At 71.7% G+C, this 20,809-nt stretch carries 19 protein-coding genes; 4 read left to right on the top strand and 15 right to left on the bottom strand.

From position 1 onward, the window contains the following. Positions 1-4 precede the first annotated feature (4 nt). Both IG84_RS0122185 and IG84_RS0122180 read right to left on the bottom strand, forming a co-directional pair. Positions 5-355, bottom strand: a complete 351-nt coding sequence (locus IG84_RS0122185; protein WP_031059977.1) for a hypothetical protein — start codon at positions 353-355, stop codon at positions 5-7. 162 nt (positions 356-517) lie between these two features. Continuing rightward, on the bottom strand, positions 518-1,261 hold the full coding sequence (locus IG84_RS0122180; RefSeq protein ID WP_031059974.1) for an SDR family oxidoreductase: 744 nt from the start codon (positions 1,259-1,261) through the stop codon (positions 518-520). 222 nt (positions 1,262-1,483) lie between these two features. Between IG84_RS0122180 and IG84_RS0122170 the strand changes: the two genes are divergently transcribed. Then, positions 1,484-2,206 carry an isocitrate lyase/PEP mutase family protein gene (locus IG84_RS0122170; RefSeq protein WP_031059971.1) on the top strand — a complete coding sequence of 241 codons (723 nt, stop codon included), beginning with the start codon at positions 1,484-1,486 and terminating at the stop codon, positions 2,204-2,206. A gap of 75 nt (positions 2,207-2,281) precedes the next feature. Here the strand turns inward: IG84_RS0122170 and IG84_RS0122165 are convergent, their stop codons facing one another. After that, the gene (locus tag IG84_RS0122165; protein ID WP_031059968.1) at positions 2,282-3,448 is read right to left on the bottom strand and encodes a trypsin-like serine peptidase; all 1,167 of its coding nucleotides are present in this window, start codon (positions 3,446-3,448) and stop codon (positions 2,282-2,284) included. Between the two features lie 109 nt (positions 3,449-3,557). On the opposite strand from IG84_RS0122165, the gene IG84_RS0122160 reads away from it, so the two are divergent. Next, a complete protein-coding gene (locus IG84_RS0122160) occupies positions 3,558-4,097 on the top strand; it encodes a GNAT family N-acetyltransferase (protein WP_031059966.1) in 540 nt (179 codons plus the stop codon). A 37-nt stretch (positions 4,098-4,134) separates the two neighbouring features. Here IG84_RS0122160 and IG84_RS0122155 read toward each other — a convergent pair whose 3' ends face one another. The 10 genes from IG84_RS0122155 to IG84_RS0122110 all read right to left on the bottom strand — a co-directional run bounded on the left by IG84_RS0122155 (position 4,135) and on the right by IG84_RS0122110 (position 16,084). Beyond that, entirely contained in the window at positions 4,135-5,124 is a 990-nt protein-coding gene (locus IG84_RS0122155; RefSeq protein WP_031059963.1) for an ABC transporter substrate-binding protein, read from the bottom strand. A gap of 5 nt (positions 5,125-5,129) precedes the next feature. Further along, positions 5,130-7,124, bottom strand: a complete 1,995-nt coding sequence (locus IG84_RS0122150) for an ABC transporter permease subunit (RefSeq protein ID WP_031059958.1) — start codon at positions 7,122-7,124, stop codon at positions 5,130-5,132. Further along, positions 7,121-7,300, bottom strand: a complete 180-nt coding sequence (locus tag IG84_RS0122145; protein WP_031059953.1) for a hypothetical protein — start codon at positions 7,298-7,300, stop codon at positions 7,121-7,123. Before IG84_RS0122145 ends, IG84_RS0122150 begins: the two co-directional genes overlap by 4 nt. Continuing rightward, a complete protein-coding gene (locus tag IG84_RS0122140) occupies positions 7,300-8,427 on the bottom strand; it encodes a quaternary amine ABC transporter ATP-binding protein (protein ID WP_031059950.1) in 1,128 nt (375 codons plus the stop codon). Before IG84_RS0122140 ends, IG84_RS0122145 begins: the two co-directional genes overlap by 1 nt. Continuing rightward, positions 8,427-9,989 carry a GMC family oxidoreductase gene (locus IG84_RS0122135; RefSeq protein ID WP_031059946.1) on the bottom strand — a complete coding sequence of 521 codons (1,563 nt, stop codon included), beginning with the start codon at positions 9,987-9,989 and terminating at the stop codon, positions 8,427-8,429. The genes IG84_RS0122140 and IG84_RS0122135 overlap by 1 nt, the downstream gene beginning before the upstream one ends. 225 nt (positions 9,990-10,214) lie before the next feature. After that, on the bottom strand, positions 10,215-11,723 hold the full coding sequence (locus IG84_RS0122130) for an aldehyde dehydrogenase family protein (RefSeq protein ID WP_031059941.1): 1,509 nt from the start codon (positions 11,721-11,723) through the stop codon (positions 10,215-10,217). Between the two features lie 284 nt (positions 11,724-12,007). After that, a complete protein-coding gene (locus tag IG84_RS0122125) occupies positions 12,008-12,997 on the bottom strand; it encodes a malate dehydrogenase (protein ID WP_031059936.1) in 990 nt (329 codons plus the stop codon). Positions 12,998-13,403: 406 nt separating this feature from the next. Beyond that, positions 13,404-14,582 (bottom strand): helix-turn-helix domain-containing protein, encoded by a 1,179-nt coding sequence (locus IG84_RS0122120; RefSeq protein ID WP_031059931.1) that lies wholly within the window; start codon positions 14,580-14,582, stop codon positions 13,404-13,406. Between the two features lie 171 nt (positions 14,583-14,753). Next, a complete protein-coding gene (locus IG84_RS0122115; protein WP_031059927.1) occupies positions 14,754-15,182 on the bottom strand; it encodes a DUF3017 domain-containing protein in 429 nt (142 codons plus the stop codon). Between the two features lie 47 nt (positions 15,183-15,229). Continuing rightward, positions 15,230-16,084, bottom strand: coding sequence for a bifunctional methylenetetrahydrofolate dehydrogenase/methenyltetrahydrofolate cyclohydrolase (locus tag IG84_RS0122110; protein WP_030609681.1), 855 nt, complete (start codon positions 16,082-16,084; stop codon positions 15,230-15,232). A gap of 367 nt (positions 16,085-16,451) precedes the next feature. Between IG84_RS0122110 and IG84_RS0122105 the strand changes: the two genes are divergently transcribed. After that, positions 16,452-17,225: an RDD family protein gene (locus IG84_RS0122105; RefSeq protein WP_031059924.1), complete on the top strand. Its 774-nt coding sequence runs from the start codon at positions 16,452-16,454 to the stop codon at positions 17,223-17,225. Positions 17,226-17,303: 78 nt separating this feature from the next. On the opposite strand, the gene purH is transcribed toward IG84_RS0122105, so the two are convergent. Beyond that, positions 17,304-18,872 carry a bifunctional phosphoribosylaminoimidazolecarboxamide formyltransferase/IMP cyclohydrolase gene (gene purH / locus IG84_RS0122100; protein WP_031059921.1) on the bottom strand — a complete coding sequence of 523 codons (1,569 nt, stop codon included), beginning with the start codon at positions 18,870-18,872 and terminating at the stop codon, positions 17,304-17,306. Beyond that, positions 18,869-19,528: a phosphoribosylglycinamide formyltransferase gene (purN, locus tag IG84_RS0122095; RefSeq protein WP_031059916.1), complete on the bottom strand. Its 660-nt coding sequence runs from the start codon at positions 19,526-19,528 to the stop codon at positions 18,869-18,871. The genes purH and purN overlap by 4 nt, the downstream gene beginning before the upstream one ends. A 264-nt stretch (positions 19,529-19,792) precedes the next feature. Between purN and IG84_RS0122090 the strand changes: the two genes are divergently transcribed. Next, positions 19,793-20,791, top strand: a complete 999-nt coding sequence (locus IG84_RS0122090) for a hypothetical protein (RefSeq protein WP_031059913.1) — start codon at positions 19,793-19,795, stop codon at positions 20,789-20,791. Positions 20,792-20,809 lie beyond the last annotated feature (18 nt).

The raw sequence follows: 20,809 nt of genomic DNA, 5'->3' as shown, positions 1-20,809 counted from the left end.
CCGCTCAGCCGCCGGCCGAACCCGAGCAGCCGAAACCGCCCCGGTCCACGGCCTGGCTCTTGCTGAATGTGCCGTAGTCGGCGTGGCGCCCGTCGACGTCCGCGTCGTAGTACCACTGGCCGTCGACCGACCCGCCGCGGCTGCCCTTCTTGCCGCTCCTGCCCGCTGACGTACTGCCACTCGTGCAGTGCTTGGAATCGACGACGCGGTATCCGTTGAGCGTGTCGTAACTGCCGCGGTCCACACAGCGCTTGTCGGGCTCGGAGCCGCAGGAGGTGAGGGCCGCGGCCAGCGCGCCCATCCCGCCCAGGATCACCGTGCTCGACCGCAGCCTCCGCCGTGCCTTTTCGGCCATGGTTCGTCGTCCCCCGTAGAAGCGATTGTCGTGCTCCCGCCAGCCTAGGGGGCGGCCGGGCGCGCCGCGCAGGCGGCCTCGGCAGCGAGGATCCGGACACCGGCCTGAGCCATCTGCCCGGCGCCCCGGCCCACTTCGACGCACGGGCGGCGCGCCCGCGGCTCACCGTCCGCCGGACACCCGCAGGACCGTGCCCGTGGTGTACGAGGCGTCCGGCGAGAGCAGCCAGGCGATGGCGGCGGCGATCTCGCCGGGCTCGCCGGCGCGGCCGAGGGGGATGCCGGGGGCCGCCTGTGCCGCGCGGTCCGGGGCGCCCATGGCGGCGTGCATGTCGGTGTCGGTGATGCCGGGGGCCACGGCGTTGACGCGGATGCCGTCGGGGCCGAGTTCCTTGGCGAGCCCGACGGTCAGGGCGTCGAGGGCGGCCTTCGAGGCGGCGTAGTGGACGTAGTCGCCGGGGCTGCCGAGGGTGGCGGCCGCCGAGGAGACGTTGACGATGGACCCGGTCCGGCGCGGGGCCATGACCTGGGCGGCGCGGCGGCAGCAGAGCAGCGCGCCGAGGACGTTGACGTCCAGGACGCGACGGAGCACGGCGGTGTCGGCGTCGGCGAGCCTGCCGAGCGGTCCGGTCACGCCCGCGTTGTTCACCAGTCCGGTGACCGGTCCGAGCCGGTCGGCCGCCGCGTCGAACAGCCGGTCCACGTCGGCTTCTTCGGCGGTGTCGGCCCGGACGACGACGCAGCGGGCTCCGGCGGCGCGTACCGCCTCGGCGGTCCGCTCGGCGGCTCCGGCGTCCTGGACGTAGGACAGCGCCAGGTCGTGGCCCGCGGCGGCCAGCCGGACGCAGGTGGCGGCGCCGATGCCGCGGCTGCCGCCGGTGACGAGGGTGACGGGGCGCGCGGTCATGGTGAACTCCTCGGTGGACGGCGGGCGGTCGCCTCCGGTCCGGGGACGAATTCCGCGGCGAAAGCCGGGAAGGACCCTACCCAGCGGCCAGGTGCGTCGTAGCGTCGGACGCATGACGATGAACACGACGGCCGGCGGCGACGCCGGCGCGCGCGGGCCCGCTACGGTCAGCGCCGGGAAGCTCTCCGGCATGAGCCGCCGGCCGGCCCCGGAGTCCTCCGCGTGAGCGCCGCGGCGCTGCGCGCTCTGCATCTGCGCCGGGCGTCGGAGGACCCGCTCGTGCTGCCGGGGCCCTGGGACGCGGCGAGCGCGCGGGTCTTCGTGGAGGCCGGGTTCGAGGCGCTGGCCACGCCGAGCGCGGGGATCGGCGAGTCGCTGGGGTACGGGGACGGGCACACCCCGCCGGACGAGATGTTCGCCGCGATCGCCCGGATCACCCGGGCCGTGGACGTGCCGGTCAGCGCCGACGTGGAGGCGGGCTACGGCCTGCCCGCAAAGGAGCTGGTCGAACGGCTGCTGGACGCGGGCGCGGTGGGCTGCAATCTGGAGGACTCGGACGCGGCGACCGGCACCCTGCGCGATCCGGAGGAGCAGGCCGAGTGGCTGGCCGAGGTACGGGCCGTCGCCGGGGACGCGCTGGTGATCAACGCCCGGATCGACACCTTCCTGCACGGCGGGAGCGGTGCCGCGCCGGCCGTGGCGCGCGGGCTGCGGTACGTCGCCGCGGGCGCCGACTGCGTGTATCCGATCCTCGCGCCGCCGGAGCTGCTGTCCGACCTGGCGGAGGGCATCGGCGCGCCGGTCAACGCGATCGCGCTGCCGGGCGGCCCGTCGCCGCGCGCGCTGGGCGCATCCGGCGCCTCCCGCGTCACCTTCGGCGGTGGGCTGCAGCGCCGGGCCATGGACACGCTGCGCGGGGTGGCGGCGGAGCTGCGGGCGGGCTGAACGCGGGCGCGGCCGCTTCCGTACGGGCTCGTACGGAAGCGGCCGCGACTCCTGCGTGCCGTCACGCGCGGCGCGTCACTGCCCCGCGTACTTCTTGCTGATCGCGTCGAAGACGCCCTTCGCCTCGGTGCCGAGGTGCGGCCCGGCCAGCCAGGTGTGGTCCCGCGAGCCGATGGAGCTGTTGGAGACCAGGGAGAGCTCGCCGTTGTGGTCGGTGAGCCAGCCGCCGCCGGAGGTGCCGCCGGTCATGCTGCAGCCGATCCAGTGCATGGCGGGGGTGCCCTGAGCCATCGTCAGCCGCACCGGCCGGTCGAGGCAGTTCATCATCTTCGCGCCGTCGTAGGGCGGGGCCTGCGGGTAGCCGATCGCCTTGACGCCGCTGAGGCCGGTCACCCCGCTGCCCGAGGGCGCGCCGAACCAGACCGGTACGGAGGCGCCGACGGTCTCCTCCAGGGACTTGCCGCCGCCGTTCTCCGGCTTCACGTGCAGCACGGCGAAGTCGTAGGCGGACGCGGCGTTGCCGCTGTGGCCGCCGCCGTCGATCCACTGCGAGGCGGTCTGCGACCAGTCCGCCCACCAGGTGCCGTACGGGGTGACGTTCTGCTGCGAGGAGGCGGAGACCTGGTTCGCGGGCAGCCCGTTGTCGTTGTACGAGGGCACGAAGACGATGTTGCGCATCCAGCCGCCGTTCCGGCCGGAGTGCACGCAGTGGCCCGCGGTCCACACCAGGTTGGACTTGCCCGGGTTGGCCGGGTCGGTGACGACGGTGCCGGAGCAGACCATCGGGCCGTCGGGGCTGTCGAAGAAGATCTTCCCGATGGGCGCCATGTGCTGGTGGTACGGGCGCTCGACCTGCCGGGCGGTCACCGGGCGCGGCTCGGGATCGGTGGCGCCCGTACCGCCGGAACCGGCGCTCTGCGTGGTCACCGTGGGGGCGTCCGCGGCCTTGGCCATGCGGGACGGCTTCCAGAGGTCCTTGATGACCGGGTTGGCGAATTCGGACGCCTTCCGGGCCCAGGTCTCCTTGTCCCAGTCCTTCCAGCCGCCCTGCTCCCACTTCTTCAGCGAATCCAGGTCCTTGGGCAGGCCGTTGGGGAGCTCGATCCCGTCCGGCTTCCCGTCGGCCTGCGCCGCGCTGTCCTGGCCCGCGGCCTTGGTGTCCTCGGGCCCGCAGGCGGTGGCGGTGACGAGCAGCGCGGCGACCGCCACGGCGGCTGCTGCGGTTCGGCGTATGGATGGCATGGGTCCTGCTCCCCCTGGTAACTGCTGTGCTGTTTTTGTCATGACCCCATTCAGGGGCGGGCCCTACTATGCCGCTAAGCAGGGGGTGACGCGCGAGTAGGGGGCTGTGATGCACGTCTTACTGGAGACGGAACGGCTGCGTTTGCGCGCTTTCGCCGGGGCGGACCTGGACAATCTGCGTCAATTGCACGGCGAACCCGAAGTCATGCGATTCCTGGACAGGGGCCACCCGGCGCCCGAGCTGCTCGTCACGCGCTATGCGCGCCCCGCCGCTTTCGGATACTGGGCCGCCGAGGAAAGGACCACCGCGGCGTTTCTCGGCTGGTTCGAATTCCGGCCCGTGCGGGCGGGCCGTACGGACGAGGCCGAGCTGGGGTACCGGCTGCGGCGCGCCGCCTGGGGGCAGGGGTACGCGACGGAGGGCGCCCGGGCGCTGCTCAGCAGGGGCTTCACGGAGCTGGGCGTGGTGCGGGTGACGGCCACGACGATGGCAGTGAATGCCGGGTCCCGGCGGGTGCTGGAGAAATCCGGGCTGCGGTACATCCGTACGTTCCACGAGGAATGGGCGGATCCGCTGCCGGGGGCCGAGCACGGGGATGTCGAATACGCGGTGACCGCCGCGGAATGGCGGCGGCCGGGCACCCCGTGAGGGATACCCGGCCGCGGCACAACCGCTTTTCAGCGGGTCACTTCTTCGGCATCCACTTCTGCCAGACGTCCGGGTTCTTCTTCACCCAGCGCGCGGCCGCTTCGTCCGCGGGCAGGTGCTGGGAGGCGATGAGCTCCGAGACGTAATTCTGGTCCTTGGTGGTCCACTTGAAATTCTTCAGGAACTGCGCGGCCGAGCTCTTGCCCTTGGCGAAGTCGGCGTTGAAGAACTTCTGCAGCGGCGTCGTCGGATAGGCACAGTCGATCGTCGTCGGATCCTTGGTGCCCTTGTCGGCGCAGTCCTTCGTGTACTTCGGAAGCTTGACTTCCTTCAGCGGCAGCTGGTTGAAGAGCCAGTGCGGCGCGTACCAGTACGTCAGGAAGGGCTTCTTCTCCTTGGCGAACTGCTGCATCTGCGTGATCTGGGCCGCCTCGGAGCCGGCGAAGACGACCTCGTAATTCAGCTTGAGGTTCTTCACCAGCGCCTTGTCATTGGTGACATAGGACGGCGAGCCGTCCATGAGCTGGCCCTTGTCGCCGCTCTCGGCGGTCTTCATTTGGTCGGCGTACTTGTCGAGGTTCTTCCAGTTCAGTACGTCCGGGTGCTTGTCCGCGAAGTACTTGGGGACCCACCAGCCGATGTGGCCGTCCACGCCCAGGTCACCGCCGGGGACGATGGTCTTCTTGTCGTCGACGTACAGCTTCTCCTGGGTGGGGTGGCCCCAGTCCTCCATGATCGCGTCGACGCGGCCCTGGCTGAGCGCGTCCCAGGCCGGGGTCTCGTCCACCTGAACGGTGTCGACCCGGTAGTCCAGCTCGTGCTCCAGCAGGTACTTGGCGACCGCGACATTGGACTGCGCGCCCACCCACGTCTGCGTGGAGAGGGTCACCGTCTTGGTACCGGCGGCCGCCGCGAACGGCGACGTCTGCTTGGTCATGTCGGCCTTGCCGCAGCCGCTGAGGGCCAGCAGCACGGTGCCGGTCAGCGCGGCCGCGCCGACGGCCGTGGTGCGCTTGCGCGTGAGCATCACGGTCAGGCTCCCTTCCCCGCGCGGCGGTCCGTCGGCTGCGTCACCCGGTCGAGCATCAGGCCGAGGCAGACGATGGCGATACCGGCGATCATGCCGAGGCCCAGGTCGCCGGTGGACAGGCCGGTGACGACGTCGTAGCCGAGCGCGCCACCGCCCACCAGGCCGCCGATGATGACGACGGCGAGGACGAGGACGACGCCCTGGTTGACGGCCAGCAGCAGCGCGGGCCGGGCCAGCGGGAGCTGCACCTGGCGGAGCTGCTGCCAGCGGGTCGCGCCGAGCGACTGCGCGGACTCCATGGCGGCGGGGCTGACCTGGCGCAGGCCCTGGGTGGTGATGCGGATGACGGCGGGCAGCGCGTAGACGACGGCCGCCGCGGCGGCCGGGGCGCGGCCCACGCCGAACAGCGCGACCACCGGGATCAGGTACACGAACTGCGGCATGGTCTGGCAGACGTCCAGCACCGGCCGCAGGATCTTCTCCATACGGGCGCTGCCGGCCGCGAGCACACCCACGCCGACGCCGACGACCAGCGTGACCACCAGGGCGGCGAGCACCTGCGAGAGGGTGTTCATGGACGGCACCCAGACGCCCAGCACGCCGATGACGGCGAGCGCGAGCGTGGCGGTCAGCGCGGTGCGCCACGTGCCGATCAGCCAGGCCAGCGCCGCGACGATCAGCAGCGCGCCCCACCAGGGCAGCGCGGTCAGGCCGTCGCGCAGCGGGTTGAGCACCCAGGAGGTGAAGCCAGCGGCCCAGTCGGCGGTGCCGCCGACGACGGGGATGCCGGAGTAGAGGTGGTCCACCATCCACTCCTTGAACTGATTGACCGGCGGCGCGATGTCGACCACCGAGGCGGTCGGCCAGACCAGCGAGCCGGTGAGCCGGCCCACGACGGCCGCGAGCGCGGTCACGACGGCGAGGGCGGGCCAGACGAAGCGGCCGCGCAGCCAGGCCGGGCCGCCGGCCTGGCCGGCGCCGAGCCGCTCGCCGGCCTTGGCGGTGGTGCGGTCCATGACGATGGCCAGCAGCACGATCGGGATGGAGGCGGCCAGCGCGGCGCCGACGTCGACGGAGGCCAGCGCCTGGTACACGCGGTCACCGAGGCCGGCCGCGCCGATCATCGAGGCGATGACGACCATGGACAGCGCCATCATGATCGTCTGGTTGACGCCGAGCAGCAGCTCCTTGCGGGCCAGCGGCAGCCGGGCGGTCAGCAGCCGCTGCTTGCCGGTGGCGCCGAGGGAGGCGACGGCCTCCAGCACGCCGGCGTCGGCGCCGCGCAGGCCGAGCGCGGTCAGCCGGGCCATCGGCGGGGCCGCGTAGATCACGGTGGCGAGCAGCGCCGCGGGGACGCCGATGCCGAAGACCATGACGAACGGCAGCAGGTACGCGAAGGCCGGCAGCACCTGCATGGTGTCCAGCACCGGCCGCAGCAGCCGGAACATCCGGTCCGAGAGGCCGCCGGCGAGGCCGAGCAGCGCGCCCACGGCGATCGAGACGAGCACCGAGACGACCATCAGCGCGATGGTCTGCATGGTCGGTACCCACATCCCGAGCACGCCGCTGACCAGCAGCGATACCAGGGCGGTCGCGGCGATGCGCAGGCCCGCCACGCGCCAGGCGACGAGGGTGACCAGCGCGGTCACGCCGGTCCAGCCGAGCGCGAGGAGACAGAGGTAGACGGCGCGTACGGAGACGACCACGCCGTTGGAGAGGTGGCCGAGGAAGTAGACGAAGAACCAGTGCGAATCGCGGTTGTTCACGATCCAGGTGCTGGCGTCGCCGAACGGACCGGAGAGGTCGACGGTCAGCGCGTGCGGCCAGACACCGCTCGCCCACTTGGCGTTCACGAGGGGGACGAGGACAGCCGCGGCGACGGCGAGGATCAGCAGCTTGCCGAGGGCACCGTGGCGGAGGGAGGTGGCGACGCGGGACGGGCCCTGGGAGGAGGTGCCCGGTGCGGTCGTGGCGGGGCTGGTCGTGGCGGCGCTCACACGCGCCCCCGCTTCGCGGTACCGGTGGGCACGTTCAGCGCGGCGGCGCGCTGCGCCTCGTGCCAGTACCGGCGGGCCGCTGCGCGCAGCCCCCGCAGGGTCAGCGGCCGGGCGGCCGCGGGGCGGGCTCTCAGATTCAGCGTCACGGGAACGGTGGGGACGGTGGGGGGATGCATCAGGCGGCCGCCTTCCCGTCGTCCGGCGCCTCTTCGTCGAGCCGGGCGACGACGTTGAGCAGGCAGGCGTGGTCCACGATGCCCAGGCAGCGGCCGTTCTCGACGACGCGTGCCGCGCCGCCGGAGCGCGCCACGGCCTCGATGGCGTCGGAGATCAGCGTGTCGGGGGTGAGCGCGGCGCCCTCGTCTGCCTCGCCGGACTCGGCGGGCCGCATGGCGCGGCGTACGGTCAGCACCTGCTCGCGGGGCACGTCGCGGACGAAGTCCCGGACGTACTCGTCGGCCGGCGAGCCGACGATCTCCTCGGGGGTACCGAGCTGGACGATCTTCCCGTCGCGCATCAGGGCGATGCGGTCGCCGAGCAGCAGGGCCTCGGCGAGGTCGTGGGTGATGAAGACCATCGTGCGGCCCTCCTCCTTGTGCAGGCGGATGACCTCCTCCTGCATGTCACGCCGGATGAGCGGGTCCAGCGCGCTGAAGGGCTCGTCGAAGAGCAGGATCTCGGGGTCCACGGTGAGCGCGCGGGCCAGGCCGACGCGCTGCTGCTGACCGCCGGAGAGCTGGCCGGGCTTGCGCTGCTCCAGGCCGCCGAGGCCGACCTTCTCGACCGTCTCCATGGCCCGGGCGCGGCGCTCGGCCTTGCCGACGCCCTGGATCTCCAGCCCGTACGCGACGTTGTCCAGCACCGAGCGGTGCGGCAGCAGGCCGAAGTGCTGGAAGACCATGGCGGCGCGGTGCCGGCGCAGCTCGCGCAGCCCGGACCGGTCCATGCCGCGCACGTCCTCGCCGTCCATCTCCAGGTCGCCGCTGGTCGGCTCGATGAGCCGGGTCAGGCAGCGGACCAGGGTGGACTTGCCGGAGCCGGAGAGGCCCATGACGACGAAGACCTCGCCCTTCTTGACGTCGAAGGAGACGTCACGGACGGCGGCGGTGCAGCCGGTCTTCTCGCGCAGCTCCTGCGCGGACAGCTCGGCGAGGGAGGCGTCCTCGGGCACCTTCTCGGCCTTGGGTCCGAAGACCTTCCACAGGTGGCGGACCGCGAAGACCGCGTCCTGCTCCGTCTGCGTACCGGTGGGCGTGGCGGTGGACTTCTCGGTGCCGGATGCGTCGACGACGGTGCTGGCCATCACGCATCACCTCCCTGGGTCGGGGTCTCGGTGAGAATTTCGGCGCACTTCTCCCCCACCATCAGCACGCCGATCATCGGGTTCACGGCGGGCATCGTCGGGAAGACGGACGCGTCCGCGATACGGATACCGTTCAGACCGCGGATCTTCAACTGCGGGTCGACAACGGCGAGTTCGTCGTCGACGGCACCCATCTTGCAGGTGCCGGCGGGGTGGTACACGGTGTGCGCGGCCTTGCGGACCAGCTCGCTGATCTCCGCGTCGTCGGTGACGTCGGGGCCGGGGAAGACCTCGCGCTTGAGCCACTTGGCGAACGGCTCGGACTGCGCGACCTTGCGCGCCAGCTTGATGCCGTCGACGAGGGTCTGCCCGTCGTAGTCGCCCTCGTCCTCGAAGTACTTGAAGTCCAGCGCGGGCTTGACCTCGGGGTCGGCGGAGGTCAAGTAGAGGCGGCCGCGTGCACGCGACTTGGGGATGTTCGGGGTCATCGACACGCCGTGCTCGGGGCGTTCGTAGCCCATCCGCTCGGGGTTGTCGGTGAAGGGGATCTGGTAGAAGTGGAACATCAGGTCCGGGCCCTTGTGGTCCGGGTCCCGCTTCACGAAGAGGCCCGCGTCGGAGTCCATCGCGGAGTTGCCCGGGAGCGGTCCGTTGGTCTCCCAGACGATGACCGACTCGGGGTGGTCGATCAGGTTCTCACCGACGCCCGGCAGGTCGAGCACGCACTCGATGCCCAGCGCCTCCAGGTCCTTCTTCGGACCGATGCCGGAGTGCATCAGCAGCCGCGGGGTGTCCACCGCGCCGGCGCAGACCAGCACCTCGCGGCCGGCCTCCAGGTAGATCTCCTCGCCGTCCTTGGTGCGGACGTGGACGCCCTTGGCGGTGGTGCCGTCCAGCTCCAGCTTGTACGCCCAGGTCTCCAGCAGCAGCGTCAGGTTCGGCCGGTCACCGGCCTCCATGTGCGGGTGCAGGTAGGCCACCGAGGCGGAGGAACGCTTGTTGTTCTCCGGGTGGTAGGAGAGGTCGAAGAAGCCGACGCCCTCCTCGAAGGGCTGGTCGTTGAAGCCGACGACCTCGGGGACGTCCAGGGCGTCCTTGACGGCCTCGATCCAGTCCGTGGCGATCTGGTTCTGGTCCTTCTTGGCCACCCGCACGATGTTGTTGCGGAGCTTGCCGAAGTACGGGTCCATCGCCTTGGCGTTCCAGCCGGTGGCGCCCGCCTCTTCCCACTCGTCCCAGTCGGACGGCAGCGGCTTGAAGGAGATCAGCGTGTTGTGCGACGAGCAGCCGCCGAGGACCTTGGCGCGGCTGTGCAGGATGTGCGAGTTGCCGCGCGGCTGCTCGGTGGTCGTGTACTCGTAGTCCAGCTCGCCGCCGAGCAGGCCGAGCCACTTGCGCAGCGTCAGCACGTCCTCGCGGTCGATGTCGGACGGGCCGCCCTCGATGACGGCGACGGTGACGTCGGGGTCCTCGGTCAGGCGGGAGGCGATCACCGATCCTGCGGTGCCACCGCCGACGATCACATAGTCCGCGGACATCTTCTTCGCTGCTGCGGGAGACATGGGTAGCTCCTTGTGTTTTCCAAAGTTCGAGCGGGTGCGCAGTGCTTCGGAGCGGGTGCGCTCGGCGGGGCTGCGGATCCGCTGGGCCGCTTCATTGCGGCCGGGAGGTACAGGGGCGGGCCTGGCCTGCCGGGTGGGGTGCGGCCGGGCCCGCTTCGAGAGGCGGGCTGCGGGGTGGCCGGGCGGGTGCGGGGTGCCGCTGCCCGCCCGGTCACCGCGGGCTCGTCAGCCCGCGAACCAGCGCACCGGCTCCGGGCGCAGGTTCTCGTAGATGTGCTTGCTCTCGCGGTACTCGTCCAGACCGGCCGGGCCCAGCTCGCGGCCGACGCCGGACTTGCCCATGCCGCCCCACTCCGCCTGCGGGAGGTAGGGGTGGTAGTCGTTGATCCAGACGGTGCCGTGGCGCAGCCGGGCAGCGACCCGGCGGGCGCGTGCGGTGTCACCGGACCACACCGCGCCGGCCAGGCCGTACTCGGTGTCGTTGGCGAGCTCGACGGCCTCGTCCTCGGTGGTGAAGGTCTCCACCGTGAGGATCGGCCCGAAGGTCTCCTCGCGGACCACCTTCATGCCGCGGTGGCACTGGTCCAGGATGGTCGGCTGGTAGAAGTAGCCGCCCTCGGGGCGGACGTCGCTCGGCTTGGGGCGCGAGCCGCCGCAGCGCAGCCGGGCGCCTTCCTTGAGCGCGGACTCGACGTACGCCTCGACCTTGTCGAGCTGCTGCTGGGAGACGAGCGGGCCGCACTCGACGCCCTCTTCGGTGCCCCGGCCGAGCTTGATGCGCTCGGCGCGGCGGGCCAGTTCGGCGACGAAGCGGTCCTTGACCGACGCCTGGATGATCAGGCGGGCACCGGCCGAGCAGACCTGGCCGCTGTGGATGAAGGCGGCGTTCAGCGCCTGGTCGACGGCGGTGTCGAACTCCTCGTCCGTGGAGCAGGCGTCGGCGAACACCACATTGGGGTTCTTGCCGCCCAGCTCCAGCGCGACCTTCTTCGCACCGGACACGGCGGCCGCACCGGCCTTCGTACCGCTGACCAGCCCACCGGTGAAGGAGAACAGGTCCACGTCCGGGTGCTCGGCGAGGCGCTGGCCGACGGGGACGCCGGCGCCGGTGACGATGTTGGCGACACCGGTCGGCAGACCGGCCTCCACCAGCAGCTTCACCAGGTGCACGGTGGACAGCGGGGTGACCTCGCTGGGCTTGACCACGAAGGTGTTGCCGGCCGCCAGCGCGGGGGCGACCTTCCAGCTCACCTGCAGCAGGGGGTAGTTCCAGGGCGTAATCATCGCGCAGACGCCGACGGGCTCGTACACGACGACGCTGTGCACGTCCTCGCTGCCCGCGTCCACGACCCGGCCGCCGCTCTCGTTCATCACGAGGTCGGCGAAGTACCGGAAGGCATTGGTCACGTCATCGACGTCGACCCGGCCCTCCTCCAGGGTCTTGCCGGTGTCCCGGCTCTCGATCAGCGCGATCTCCTCGCGGTCCCGCTGCAGGAGATCCGCGACGCGGCGCAGCAGCGCGGCCCGCTCGGCGGCGGCCGTGCGCGGCCACTCACCGGCCCCGCCGCCGAATGCCCGGGACGCGGCGGCGACCGCCGCGTCCACGTCCTCGACGCCGCCTTCCGACACGGTCGCCAGCACCGTCGCGTCGGCGGGGTCGAGGACCTCCCGCGTGGCGTCGGATGCGGCGGCGCGCCACACCCCGTCTACGTGAATGGTCTCGATTGCCGACACGTCCGCTCAGCCTTCCACTTGCACTTGCCGTTTGGTGCCGCTGGTTCACACCAGCAACATCGACCCCTCCCCTCTTATGCGGTCCTCATGCGCAAAACTTCACGGAAGGTGACTGGAGTCACGGATTTACTGTTGAGTTACCCAAGCTTGTCCCGTTTTGGCGGATCGGTGTCCTCTACAGCGGGGTGCGAAGACGGCTGGAGCCGGGGGAAAAACAGCGAGCCCGTACCGCTCACCGTGAAGTGAGCGGTACGGGCTCGCGCCGTCCCCCGAGGGGGAACGGATCAGATCAGGCCCAGGCCGCGGACCGCGTCGCGCTCCTCGACCAGCTCCTGCACCGAGGCGTCGATGCGGGTGCGGGAGAAGTCGCTGATCTCCAGGCCCTGGACGATCTCGTACTTGCCGTCCTTGGTGGTGACCGGGAAGGAGGAGATGATGCCCTCCGGCACGCCGTAGGAGCCGTCCGAGGGGATACCCATCGAGGTCCAGTCGCCGGCGGCGGTGCCGTTCACCCAGGTGTGGACGTGGTCGATGGCGGCGTTCGCGGCCGAGGCGGCCGAGGAGGCGCCACGGGCCTCGATGATCGCCGCACCGCGCTTGGCGACGGTCGGGATGAACTCGTCGGCCAGCCACTGCTCGTCGTTGACGACCTCGGCGGCGTTCTTGCCGGCGACCTCGGCGTGGAAGATGTCCGGGTACTGGGTCGCGGAGTGGTTGCCCCAGATCGTGAGCTTCTTGATCTCGGAGACCGGCACGCCGGTCTTCTTCGAGAGCTGCGAGAGCGCACGGTTGTGGTCCAGGCGGGTCATCGCGGTGAACCGCTCGGCCGGTACGTCCGGCGCGGCCGCCTGGGCGATCAGCGCGTTGGTGTTGGCCGGGTTGCCGACGACCAGGACCTTGATGTCGTCCGCCGCGTGGTCGTTGATGGCCTTGCCCTGCGGCTTGAAGATGCCGCCGTTGGCCTCCAGCAGGTCACCGCGCTCCATGCCCTTGGTACGGGGGCGGGCGCCGACCAGCAGGGCGACGTTCGCGCCGTCGAAGGCGACGTTCGGGTCATCGGTGATCTCGATGCCCTGGAGCAGCGGGAAGGCACAGTCGTCGAGCTCCATCGCGGTGCCCTCGGCGGCCTTCAGGCCCTGCGGGATCTCCAGGAGGCGCAGCTTGACCGGCACATCGGCACCGAGGAGGTGACCGGAAGCGATGCGGAAGAGGAGTGCGTAGCCGATCTGGCCGGCGGCGCCGGTGATGGTGACATTGACGGGAGTGCGGGTCATGGCGATCTCCTGCGGCGTGTTTTTTCTGGGGGCGAGCCCCAGAGCCACCATGTTGCGGTGGGCGGTGGGTGTCCCTGCCCATGTATACGGAGCCCCTCGATGTATCTCGGTATCAAGAGACCCGGCGTCAGGCTATCGGACGGCGGCGCCCCACCGGTGACAGGCCGGTGTGTAACTCCTCACCGGCCGTCACTTCGCAGGTCACCGGCCGCCTGCCCGAAGACGCGCGACCGGCCCCCCGGCGGACGGAGAGCGGCCGCCCGCGACAAGGAGGGGAGCGCGAGCGGCCGCCGGGCGGTGCCACACCCGTGGGGGGTCGAACGGGCGCCTGCCCCGTTCCGGCCGGGTCATGCCCACGGTTCCGCGGAACGCCCGAACGGACCAACACGGCCCGCGCCGGGCGCGGTCAGGACGCGGTGGCCGGTGCCGAGCCGGTCGCCGGAGCGGCTTCCGGTTCGGTGCAGCTCTGGTAGCCCGCGTTCGTCGTGCCGCACGCCCTGACCTTCTCCGGCGCGCCGCTGACCTGCACCATCGCGGTGTACGCCGAGCCGTCCCGGCCCGCCTTCGCCTCCTCCGTACGCCCGCCGGAGGTGACGGTGGCGCGGTCGCCCTGCGCGCCGCCCGTGAGCCGGGCCCAGGCGGTACCGCAGACCTTGCTGTACCGGACCTCGATCAGCGCGCCGCCCATGACACCCCGGGACGGGGTCGTGGCGTGCGTGCCGCCGCAGCCCATCTCCTCGGGGTCCTTGCCCGTGCAGCCGGCGCCGCTGCACTTCACGCCGGCCGGCAGGTCGGGCGCCTGCGAGTGGGTGGGCGCGGGCGCGGGCTCCGCCCGCTGCCCGCCGTCCCCGCCACCGAGCAGCAGCACGGCAGCGGCGATCAGCAGCAGCGCCCCGACGACGCCGGTCACGAACATCGTGATGCGGCGGCGGCGCTCCGGGTCGGGCCCGGCGGCGGGCGGCGCTGTGGGCGGTGCTGTGGGCGGCGAGACGGGCGGGGCGGGCGTCGGGGGTATGGAGGGCGCGGGGTGCGCGCCCAGGGCCGGGGAGCCGCCGCCTCGCTGGTGCGGGAGTCTCGGCGCGGTGGGCGCTTCGGGCGCGCCGGGTGCGTCGGGCACTTCCCCTGCGGCAGGCGCCTCGGGCACGTCGAGAGGCGGCGCCTCGGGGGCCGGCGCCGCCGGGGCGGCGGCCACCGACCGCTTGCCCAAGTCCCCGAGGCCACCCTTCGGTTCGTCCGGCGCCGGGCCGAACTCGCCGAGTGCGGCCCGCGCCTGGGCGACCCGGATCGCCTCCATCGTGACGTCGTGCCGCATCTCCGAACGGCTCCAGGCCCGTTCGGCCAGCTCCCACATGGTCGTGAGATGGCCGGTGTGCGCGCCCGTCACCTCGGCCAGCGCCACCACCGCGCGCTGCGGCGGCAGCAGCCGGCCGTTGAGGTACCTCTCCCACGACGTCTTGCTGTAGCCCGTGCGGTCCGCAAGGGCCGATATGCTCAGCCCGCTGCGCTCCACCTGCCTGCGTAACTGCCCGGCGAACTCCCGCACTTGCGGATCGAGTTCCTCCGGTAGCGCCCTCCAGCGAGGCATTGCCTCCCCCTATCCCCCCGAACTGCTGCGGCTATCCGTTGGGATGCCGGCAGCCAGGATGCCAGTTCCCATGACGAGGACGCAGGGGAGCGTTCACGCTTTGGACACGCGCCTCCGCACGCGGTACACGTACGGAACCTTCGCGGCCGGGGCGCGTTCGGCAGCCGGCCGTCAGCGCACCGTGAAGTGGACGATGTCGTCCAGGAAGGGCAGCGACAGCCAGGGCTTGGGCTGGATCATGAGCGCCAGCATCACGATCACGAAGCCGAGCCCGCCGTACGTCGCCATGTCCGTGAAGCGCGACCGTACGGCGAGCATCCCGACGGACGGCAGGACCCGCCGCAGGACCGCGCCGGCCAGCAGGGACAGCCCGATCAGCAGGATCCCCGCCCGGAAAGCGTCGAGGGAGAGCACCAGCAGGCCGAGCGCGACTCCGCCGATCACCGTGAGCAGCGGCCACTGGCGGACCGGCGCCGGCGCGTCACCGGGCGCGGCGCGGCCGCCGCCCTGCGGCCGCGCGGTGTCCTTCGTGATCAGCGGAAAGCGTCGCGTGAGGCGCTGCGGCCTGGACACCCCGTCCGAGTGCGCTCCGGCGTTCATGCGCTGGCTGCCCTTCTGTCGTCCGTACGGTCGTCGGCCGCCGCGGCTCAGCCGGCCGCGCGCTCGGCGGCCTCGACGACGTTGACCAGCAGCATCGCGCGGGTCATGGGGCCGACGCCACCCGGGTTCGGGGCGACCCAGCCGGCCACCTCGCGCACGCCCGGGTGCACATCGCCGACGATCTTGCCGTTCTCGTCGCGGCTGACGCCGACGTCCAGGACGGCCGCGCCCTCCTTGACGTACTCCGGCTTGATCAGGTGCGGCGAGCCGGCCGCCGCCACGATGATGTCGGCTTCCTTGAGGTGCTTGGCGAGGTCCCGGGTGCCGGTGTGGCACTGGGTCACCGTGGCGTTCTCGGACTTGCGGGTGAGCAGGAGCGGCATCGAGCGGCCGATGGTCACGCCACGGCCGACCACGACGACCTCGGCGCCCTTGATCTCGACGCCGTACTGGCGCAGCAGCCGCAGGATGCCGTTCGGCGTACAGGGCAGCGGGGCCGCCTCGTTGAGCACCAGACGGCCGAGGTTGGTCGGGTGCAGGCCGTCGGCGTCCTTGGCCGGGTCGATCAGCTCCAGGACGCGGTTCTCGTTGATGCCCTTGGGCAGCGGGAGCTGGACGATGTAGCCGGTGCAGGCCGGGTCCTCGTTCAGCTCGCGGACGGCCGCCTCGATCTCCTCCTGGGTCGCGGTGGCCGGCAGCTCGCGCTGGATGGACGCGACGCCGATCTCGGCGCAGTCGCGGTGCTTGCCCGCGACGTACTTCTGGCTGCCGGGGTCCTCGCCGACGAGGATGGTGCCCAGACCCGGCTGGACACCCTTCGCCTTCAGCGCCGCCACGCGGGCGGACAGGTCGGACTTGATCGCGGCGGCGGTGGCCTTGCCATCGAGAATCTGGGCGCTCATGGCTCCTATCCTCCCGGATGACCGGGGCGGGGTACCAATCAGGGCCGGGTTCGGAGGTCGACGCGCGTAGAAGCACGACGGTTGTCGCGAGCGGACCACAGAGCTGTCCAATCTCGGTAACAGGAACAACACATATCGGGATCACCTGGGGACTACGGACTCTCGTCCGCTGGACAAAGCCTTTATCCGGACTTCACGATGTTGCGATACGTGCTGCAGTCGCAGGAGGGGCCGAATGTGACGGCAGCACGCTCGGGGGAGAACACCAAGCACTCTTCACAGCTCACGCGGCGCTGCCGCGGGGGCGGTCCGGTGGCTTCCCGTAGTAACCGTCGGCCCGCCACGTCCCCGCCCGAAGGAAGCTTCCGTGAGTTACCCTCCGCCCCCCGCCGGCGACCCGAACAACCCCTACAGCCAGCAGCCGCCCCAGCAGCCGCAGGGCCAGCCCGGCTACGGCTACCCCCAGCAGGCTCCCCAGGGCGTCCCGCCGCAGCAGGGCTACGGCTACCCGCAGCAGGCTCCGGGCGCGCCGCAGCAGCCGTACGGCCAGCAGGCCGCGTACGGCCAGCAGCAGCCCGCCGGCAGCTCCGTCCAGGCCAACAACGGCTACATCAACCTCGTCAGCGGCCCGGTGCTGCTCGCGACGATGGGCCAGCGCTTCCTGGCGCGACTGCTGGACGGCGTGATCGTCGGTGTGATCATGACGATCGCCATGGTCGCGGGTCTGGGCAGCGTCGTCGGCATCGCCGGTAACGCCGCCGAGGACTGCGGCAGCTACATGGACCCGGGCTACGACGCCTGCATGAACGAGGCCGCCGCGCAGGCCAGCAGCGGTGTCGCCGTCATGTTCGGCATCCTGGGCATCTTCGCCCTCTTCATGCTGCTCTACGAGTGGCTGATGATCGGCATCAAGGGCGCCACCTTCGGCAAGATGGCGCTCGGCCTGCGGGTCGTCAAGGAGTCCACCGGCGGCGTCCCCGGCGTCGGCGCTGGCTTCATCCGCTACATCATCCCGATGGTCGGCGCGTTCATCTGCTACATCGGCATGCTGCTGACCTACCTGTCACCGTTCTTCGACAACAGCGGCAAGCTGCAGGGCTGGCACGACCGTGCCGCCGGCACCGTGGTCATCAAGAAGTAATCGCCACGCGGAAGGCCCCCGTCCACACCGTGGACGGGGGCCTTCGTCGTGCGCGCGGCGCTGAGGCGCGCGCGGGGCTCAGTGGAAGAAGTGGCGCGTGCCCGTGAAGTACATCGTCACGCCCGCCTTCTTCGCGGCCTCGATGACCAGCTCGTCGCGGACCGAACCGCCGGGCTGGGCCACGGCCTTCACGCCGGCCTCGGTCAGGACCTCCAGGCCGTCGGGGAAGGGGAAGAACGCGTCGGAGGCGGCGTACGAGCCGCGCGCCCGCTCCTCACCCGCGCGCTGCACCGCGAGCTTCGCGGAGTCGACGCGGTTGACCTGGCCCATGCCGACGCCGACCGTGGCGCCGTCCTTGGCGAGCAGGATCGCGTTGGACTTCACGGCGCGGGAGGCGCGCCAGGCGAAGGCCAGCTCGGCGAGCTCGTCGGCGGACAGAGCCTCACCGGTCGCCAGGGTCCAGTTCGCCGGGTCGTCCCCGTCGGCCTGGAGGCGGTCGGTGACCTGGAGCAGGGCGCCGCCGTCGATCGGCTTGACCTCGACGGGGTTCGCCGGGGCGCCGGGCACGCGCAGCACGCGGATGTTCTTCTTCTTGGTGAGGGCCTCCAGCGCGCCGTCCTCGTAGTCCGGCGCCACGATGACCTCGGTGAAGATCTCCGCGACCTGCTCGGCCATCGCCTTGCTGACCGGGCGGTTGACGGCGATCACGCCGCCGAAGGCGGACAGCGGGTCGCACTCGTGGGCGCGGCGGTGCGCCTCGGCGACGTCCGCGCCGATCGCGATGCCGCAGGGGTTGGCGTGCTTGATGATCGCAACGCAGGGCTCGGCGTGGTCGTACGCGGCACGGCGCGCGGCGTCCGTGTCCGTGAAGTTGTTGTACGACATCTCCTTGCCGTGGAGCTGCTCGGCGTCGGCGAGTCCGCCCTTGCCGTCCACGTAGAGCGCGGCACCCTGGTGCGGGTTCTCGCCGTACCGCAGGACGTTCTTGCGCGCGTAGGTGGCGCCGGTGAAGGACGGGAAGCCGGAGTCGTCCGCGGCCGCGTAGTCGTCGGCGAACCAGGAGGCGACGGCCACGTCGTACGAAGCGGTGTGCTGGAACGCCTCGGCGGCCAGCCGCTTACGGGTGGCGAGGTCGAAGCCGCCCTCGGAGGCGGCGGCGAGCACGTCCTCGTAACGCTGCGGGTTGACGACGACGGCCACCGACGGGTGGTTCTTGGCGGCGGCGCGGACCATCGACGGGCCGCCGATGTCGATCTGCTCGACGCACTCGTCCGGGGTCGCGCCCGAGGCGACGGTCGCGGCGAACGGGTAGAGGTTCACGATCACCAGGTCGAACGGCTCGACGCCCAGGTCGGCGAGCTGCTGCCGGTGGTCCTCCAGGCGGAGGTCGGCGAGGATGCCGGCGTGCACCTTCGGGTGCAGCGTCTTCACGCGCCCGTCCAGGCACTCGGGGAAGCCGGTCAGCTCCTCGACCTTGGTGACCGGGACACCGGCCGCCGCGATCTTCCTCGCGGTGGAGCCGGTCGACACGAGCTGGACGCCCGCCGCGTGCAGCCCCTTCGCCAGCTCTTCCAGCCCGGTCTTGTCGTAGACGCTGACCAGCGCGCGGCGGATGGGCCGCTTGGTACCTTCGGCGGTCTCGGTCACGGGATAACTACCTTTCGTCCCTCAGTGCGGTAGCCGTTACGGGCCAGACGCCCCACGACATCGACGAGCAGCGAACGCTCGACTTCCTTGATCCGCTCGTGCAGCGCGGATTCGTCGTCCTCGTCCCGGACCTCGACCACGCCCTGCGCGATGACCGGACCGGTGTCGACGCCGTCGTCGACGAAGTGGACGGTGCAGCCGGTGACCTTCGCGCCGTACGCGAGCGCGTCGCGTACGCCGTGGGCACCGGGAAAGCTGGGCAGCAGCGCCGGGTGGGTGTTCACCACGCGGCCGCCGTACCGGGCCAGGAACTCCTTGCCCAGGATCTTCATGAAGCCCGCCGAGACGACGAGGTCCGGCTCGTACGCGGCGGTCGCCTCGGTGAGGGCCAGGTCCCACGCGGCGCGGTCGGCGTGGTCCTTGACCCGGCAGACGAAGACCGGCAGCCCGGCGCGCTCGGCGCGCTCCAGGCCGGCGATGGCCTCCCGGTCGGCGCCGACGGCCACGATCTCGGCGCCGTACGCCTCCGCGCCCTGCTCGGCGATGGCGTCCAGCAGCGCCTGGAGATTGGTGCCGGAACCGGACACCAGCACGACGATCCGGGCCGGGCGGCCAGGACGTGCGGGCGCGGGGACGGTGGGTGGGGAGGAAGCCACGGCGGTTCTTTCTCGGTCTCGCGAGCTTTGTGTGGTCGTACAAGGCCGTGGGTACCGGAAATCCGGGGAACCCTACGAAGGCGCCGACCGTCAGCAACGATACCGGCACACCGCGCGGCCCCCACGGGACGGGGGCGGACGCGGAAGGTAGCGTCGGGCGTAAGACCGCATGTGATCTGTGCAGATCGCGCGCGAATCGTGGTGGACCCGCCGCCGGACGGACGGAACGGCGAACGGACGAGACAAGGGGAAGACGCACCTCAGATGACGGACCGACGCCGCCGGGCGGCCCTCCTTCTCCCGCCCCCAGCTACCGCTGGGAGGTGCCCCCAGCCCGCCACCGCTCCCTGGGCGGCGGTGCTGCTGCCGCGTGAGCGCAAGCCGTCGCCGTCCTCCCCGGAGGGCGCTTCCGGGGAGGGCCGGGGTGCGGGGGCCGGCGGCCAGGACGGCCGGGACCGTGACAACCCCTTCGCCGCGCCGCCGGCCGGGACGCCCGACCGGGAATGGCGGCCCCGCCACGCGCACTCGGGACACCCCGAGGACTCCGGGGCCTCCGGGGACTCCGGCGACTCCGGGGACCACGCCGGGGGTTCCTCCGACGAGCACGACGGCCGGCATGCCTGGGGCAGCCAGTGGAGCAGCCGGCAGCCGGGGCGCCAGAGCGGCGGATTCGGCAGCCGCCCCGGGCGCGGCGGCCCGGAGGGACCGGGCGGCTCCGGCGGCCCCGGCCAGACCGGGCTGCGCTGGGACCCGACCGACCCGGCCCAGCGGCGGGCGCGTTACGCGCTCCTGTCGGGCATGTGGGCGTTCTTCTTCTCGCTCTTCAGTCTCCCGGAGATCGCCCTGCTGCTCGGCGCGCTGGCCCTGTACTGGGGCATCAGCGCGCTGCGCGCCAAGCCGGGCGCGGGCAAGCCGGGCCAGGGGAAGCCGGAGGGCGCGAAGGCCACGGCGGCGGACATCGGGATCGGCAGGCCGTCGCACGAGCAGGACACCACGCCGACGGCGGGACCGCCGCACGCGACCGCCGGCAACACGGGCGCGCCCACGGCCTCCGGCAGCAGCCGGCCGCAGACCACCGCGGCGGTGAGCGGGCTGGTCACGGCGTGCCTGGCGCTGTGCATCGTGGCCGCGGGCTTCACGCTCCAGCTCGTGTACAAGGACTACTACACCTGCGTCAACGACGCCCTCACCCAGTCCGCCCAGCACTCCTGCGAGGACCTCCTCCCCGAGCAGCTCCGGCCGATCCTGAGCGTGCAGGAATAAAAACCACGGGCCTCCAGC

The organism is Streptomyces ochraceiscleroticus (assembly GCF_000720485.1).
In the GTDB taxonomy this organism is placed as follows: domain Bacteria; phylum Actinomycetota; class Actinomycetes; order Streptomycetales; family Streptomycetaceae; genus Streptomyces; species Streptomyces ochraceiscleroticus.
Note: the sequence above shows the minus strand (reverse complement) of the source record. Positions and strands in the feature narration are given on the sequence as shown.

Bases quoted from the DNA above. Each gene is read 5' to 3' on its own strand.
- IG84_RS0122185 (WP_031059977.1), bottom strand. From the start codon at position 355: ATGGCCGAAAAGGCACGGCGGAGGCTGCGGTCGAGCACGGTGATCCTG.
- IG84_RS0122180 (WP_031059974.1), bottom strand. From the start codon at position 1,261: ATGACCGCGCGCCCCGTCACCCTCGTCACCGGCGGCAGCCGCGGCATC.
- IG84_RS0122165 (WP_031059968.1), bottom strand. From the start codon at position 3,448: ATGCCATCCATACGCCGAACCGCAGCAGCCGCCGTGGCGGTCGCCGCG.
- IG84_RS0122160 (WP_031059966.1), top strand. From the start codon at position 3,558: ATGCACGTCTTACTGGAGACGGAACGGCTGCGTTTGCGCGCTTTCGCC.
- IG84_RS0122155 (WP_031059963.1), bottom strand. From the start codon at position 5,124: ATGCTCACGCGCAAGCGCACCACGGCCGTCGGCGCGGCCGCGCTGACC.
- IG84_RS0122145 (WP_031059953.1), bottom strand. From the start codon at position 7,300: ATGCATCCCCCCACCGTCCCCACCGTTCCCGTGACGCTGAATCTGAGA.
- IG84_RS0122140 (WP_031059950.1), bottom strand. From the start codon at position 8,427: ATGGCCAGCACCGTCGTCGACGCATCCGGCACCGAGAAGTCCACCGCC.
- IG84_RS0122135 (WP_031059946.1), bottom strand. From the start codon at position 9,989: ATGTCTCCCGCAGCAGCGAAGAAGATGTCCGCGGACTATGTGATCGTC.
- IG84_RS0122125 (WP_031059936.1), bottom strand. From the start codon at position 12,997: ATGACCCGCACTCCCGTCAATGTCACCATCACCGGCGCCGCCGGCCAG.
- IG84_RS0122120 (WP_031059931.1), bottom strand. From the start codon at position 14,582: ATGCCTCGCTGGAGGGCGCTACCGGAGGAACTCGATCCGCAAGTGCGG.
- IG84_RS0122115 (WP_031059927.1), bottom strand. From the start codon at position 15,182: ATGAACGCCGGAGCGCACTCGGACGGGGTGTCCAGGCCGCAGCGCCTC.
- IG84_RS0122110 (WP_030609681.1), bottom strand. From the start codon at position 16,084: ATGAGCGCCCAGATTCTCGATGGCAAGGCCACCGCCGCCGCGATCAAG.
- IG84_RS0122090 (WP_031059913.1), top strand. From the start codon at position 19,793: ATGACGGACCGACGCCGCCGGGCGGCCCTCCTTCTCCCGCCCCCAGCT.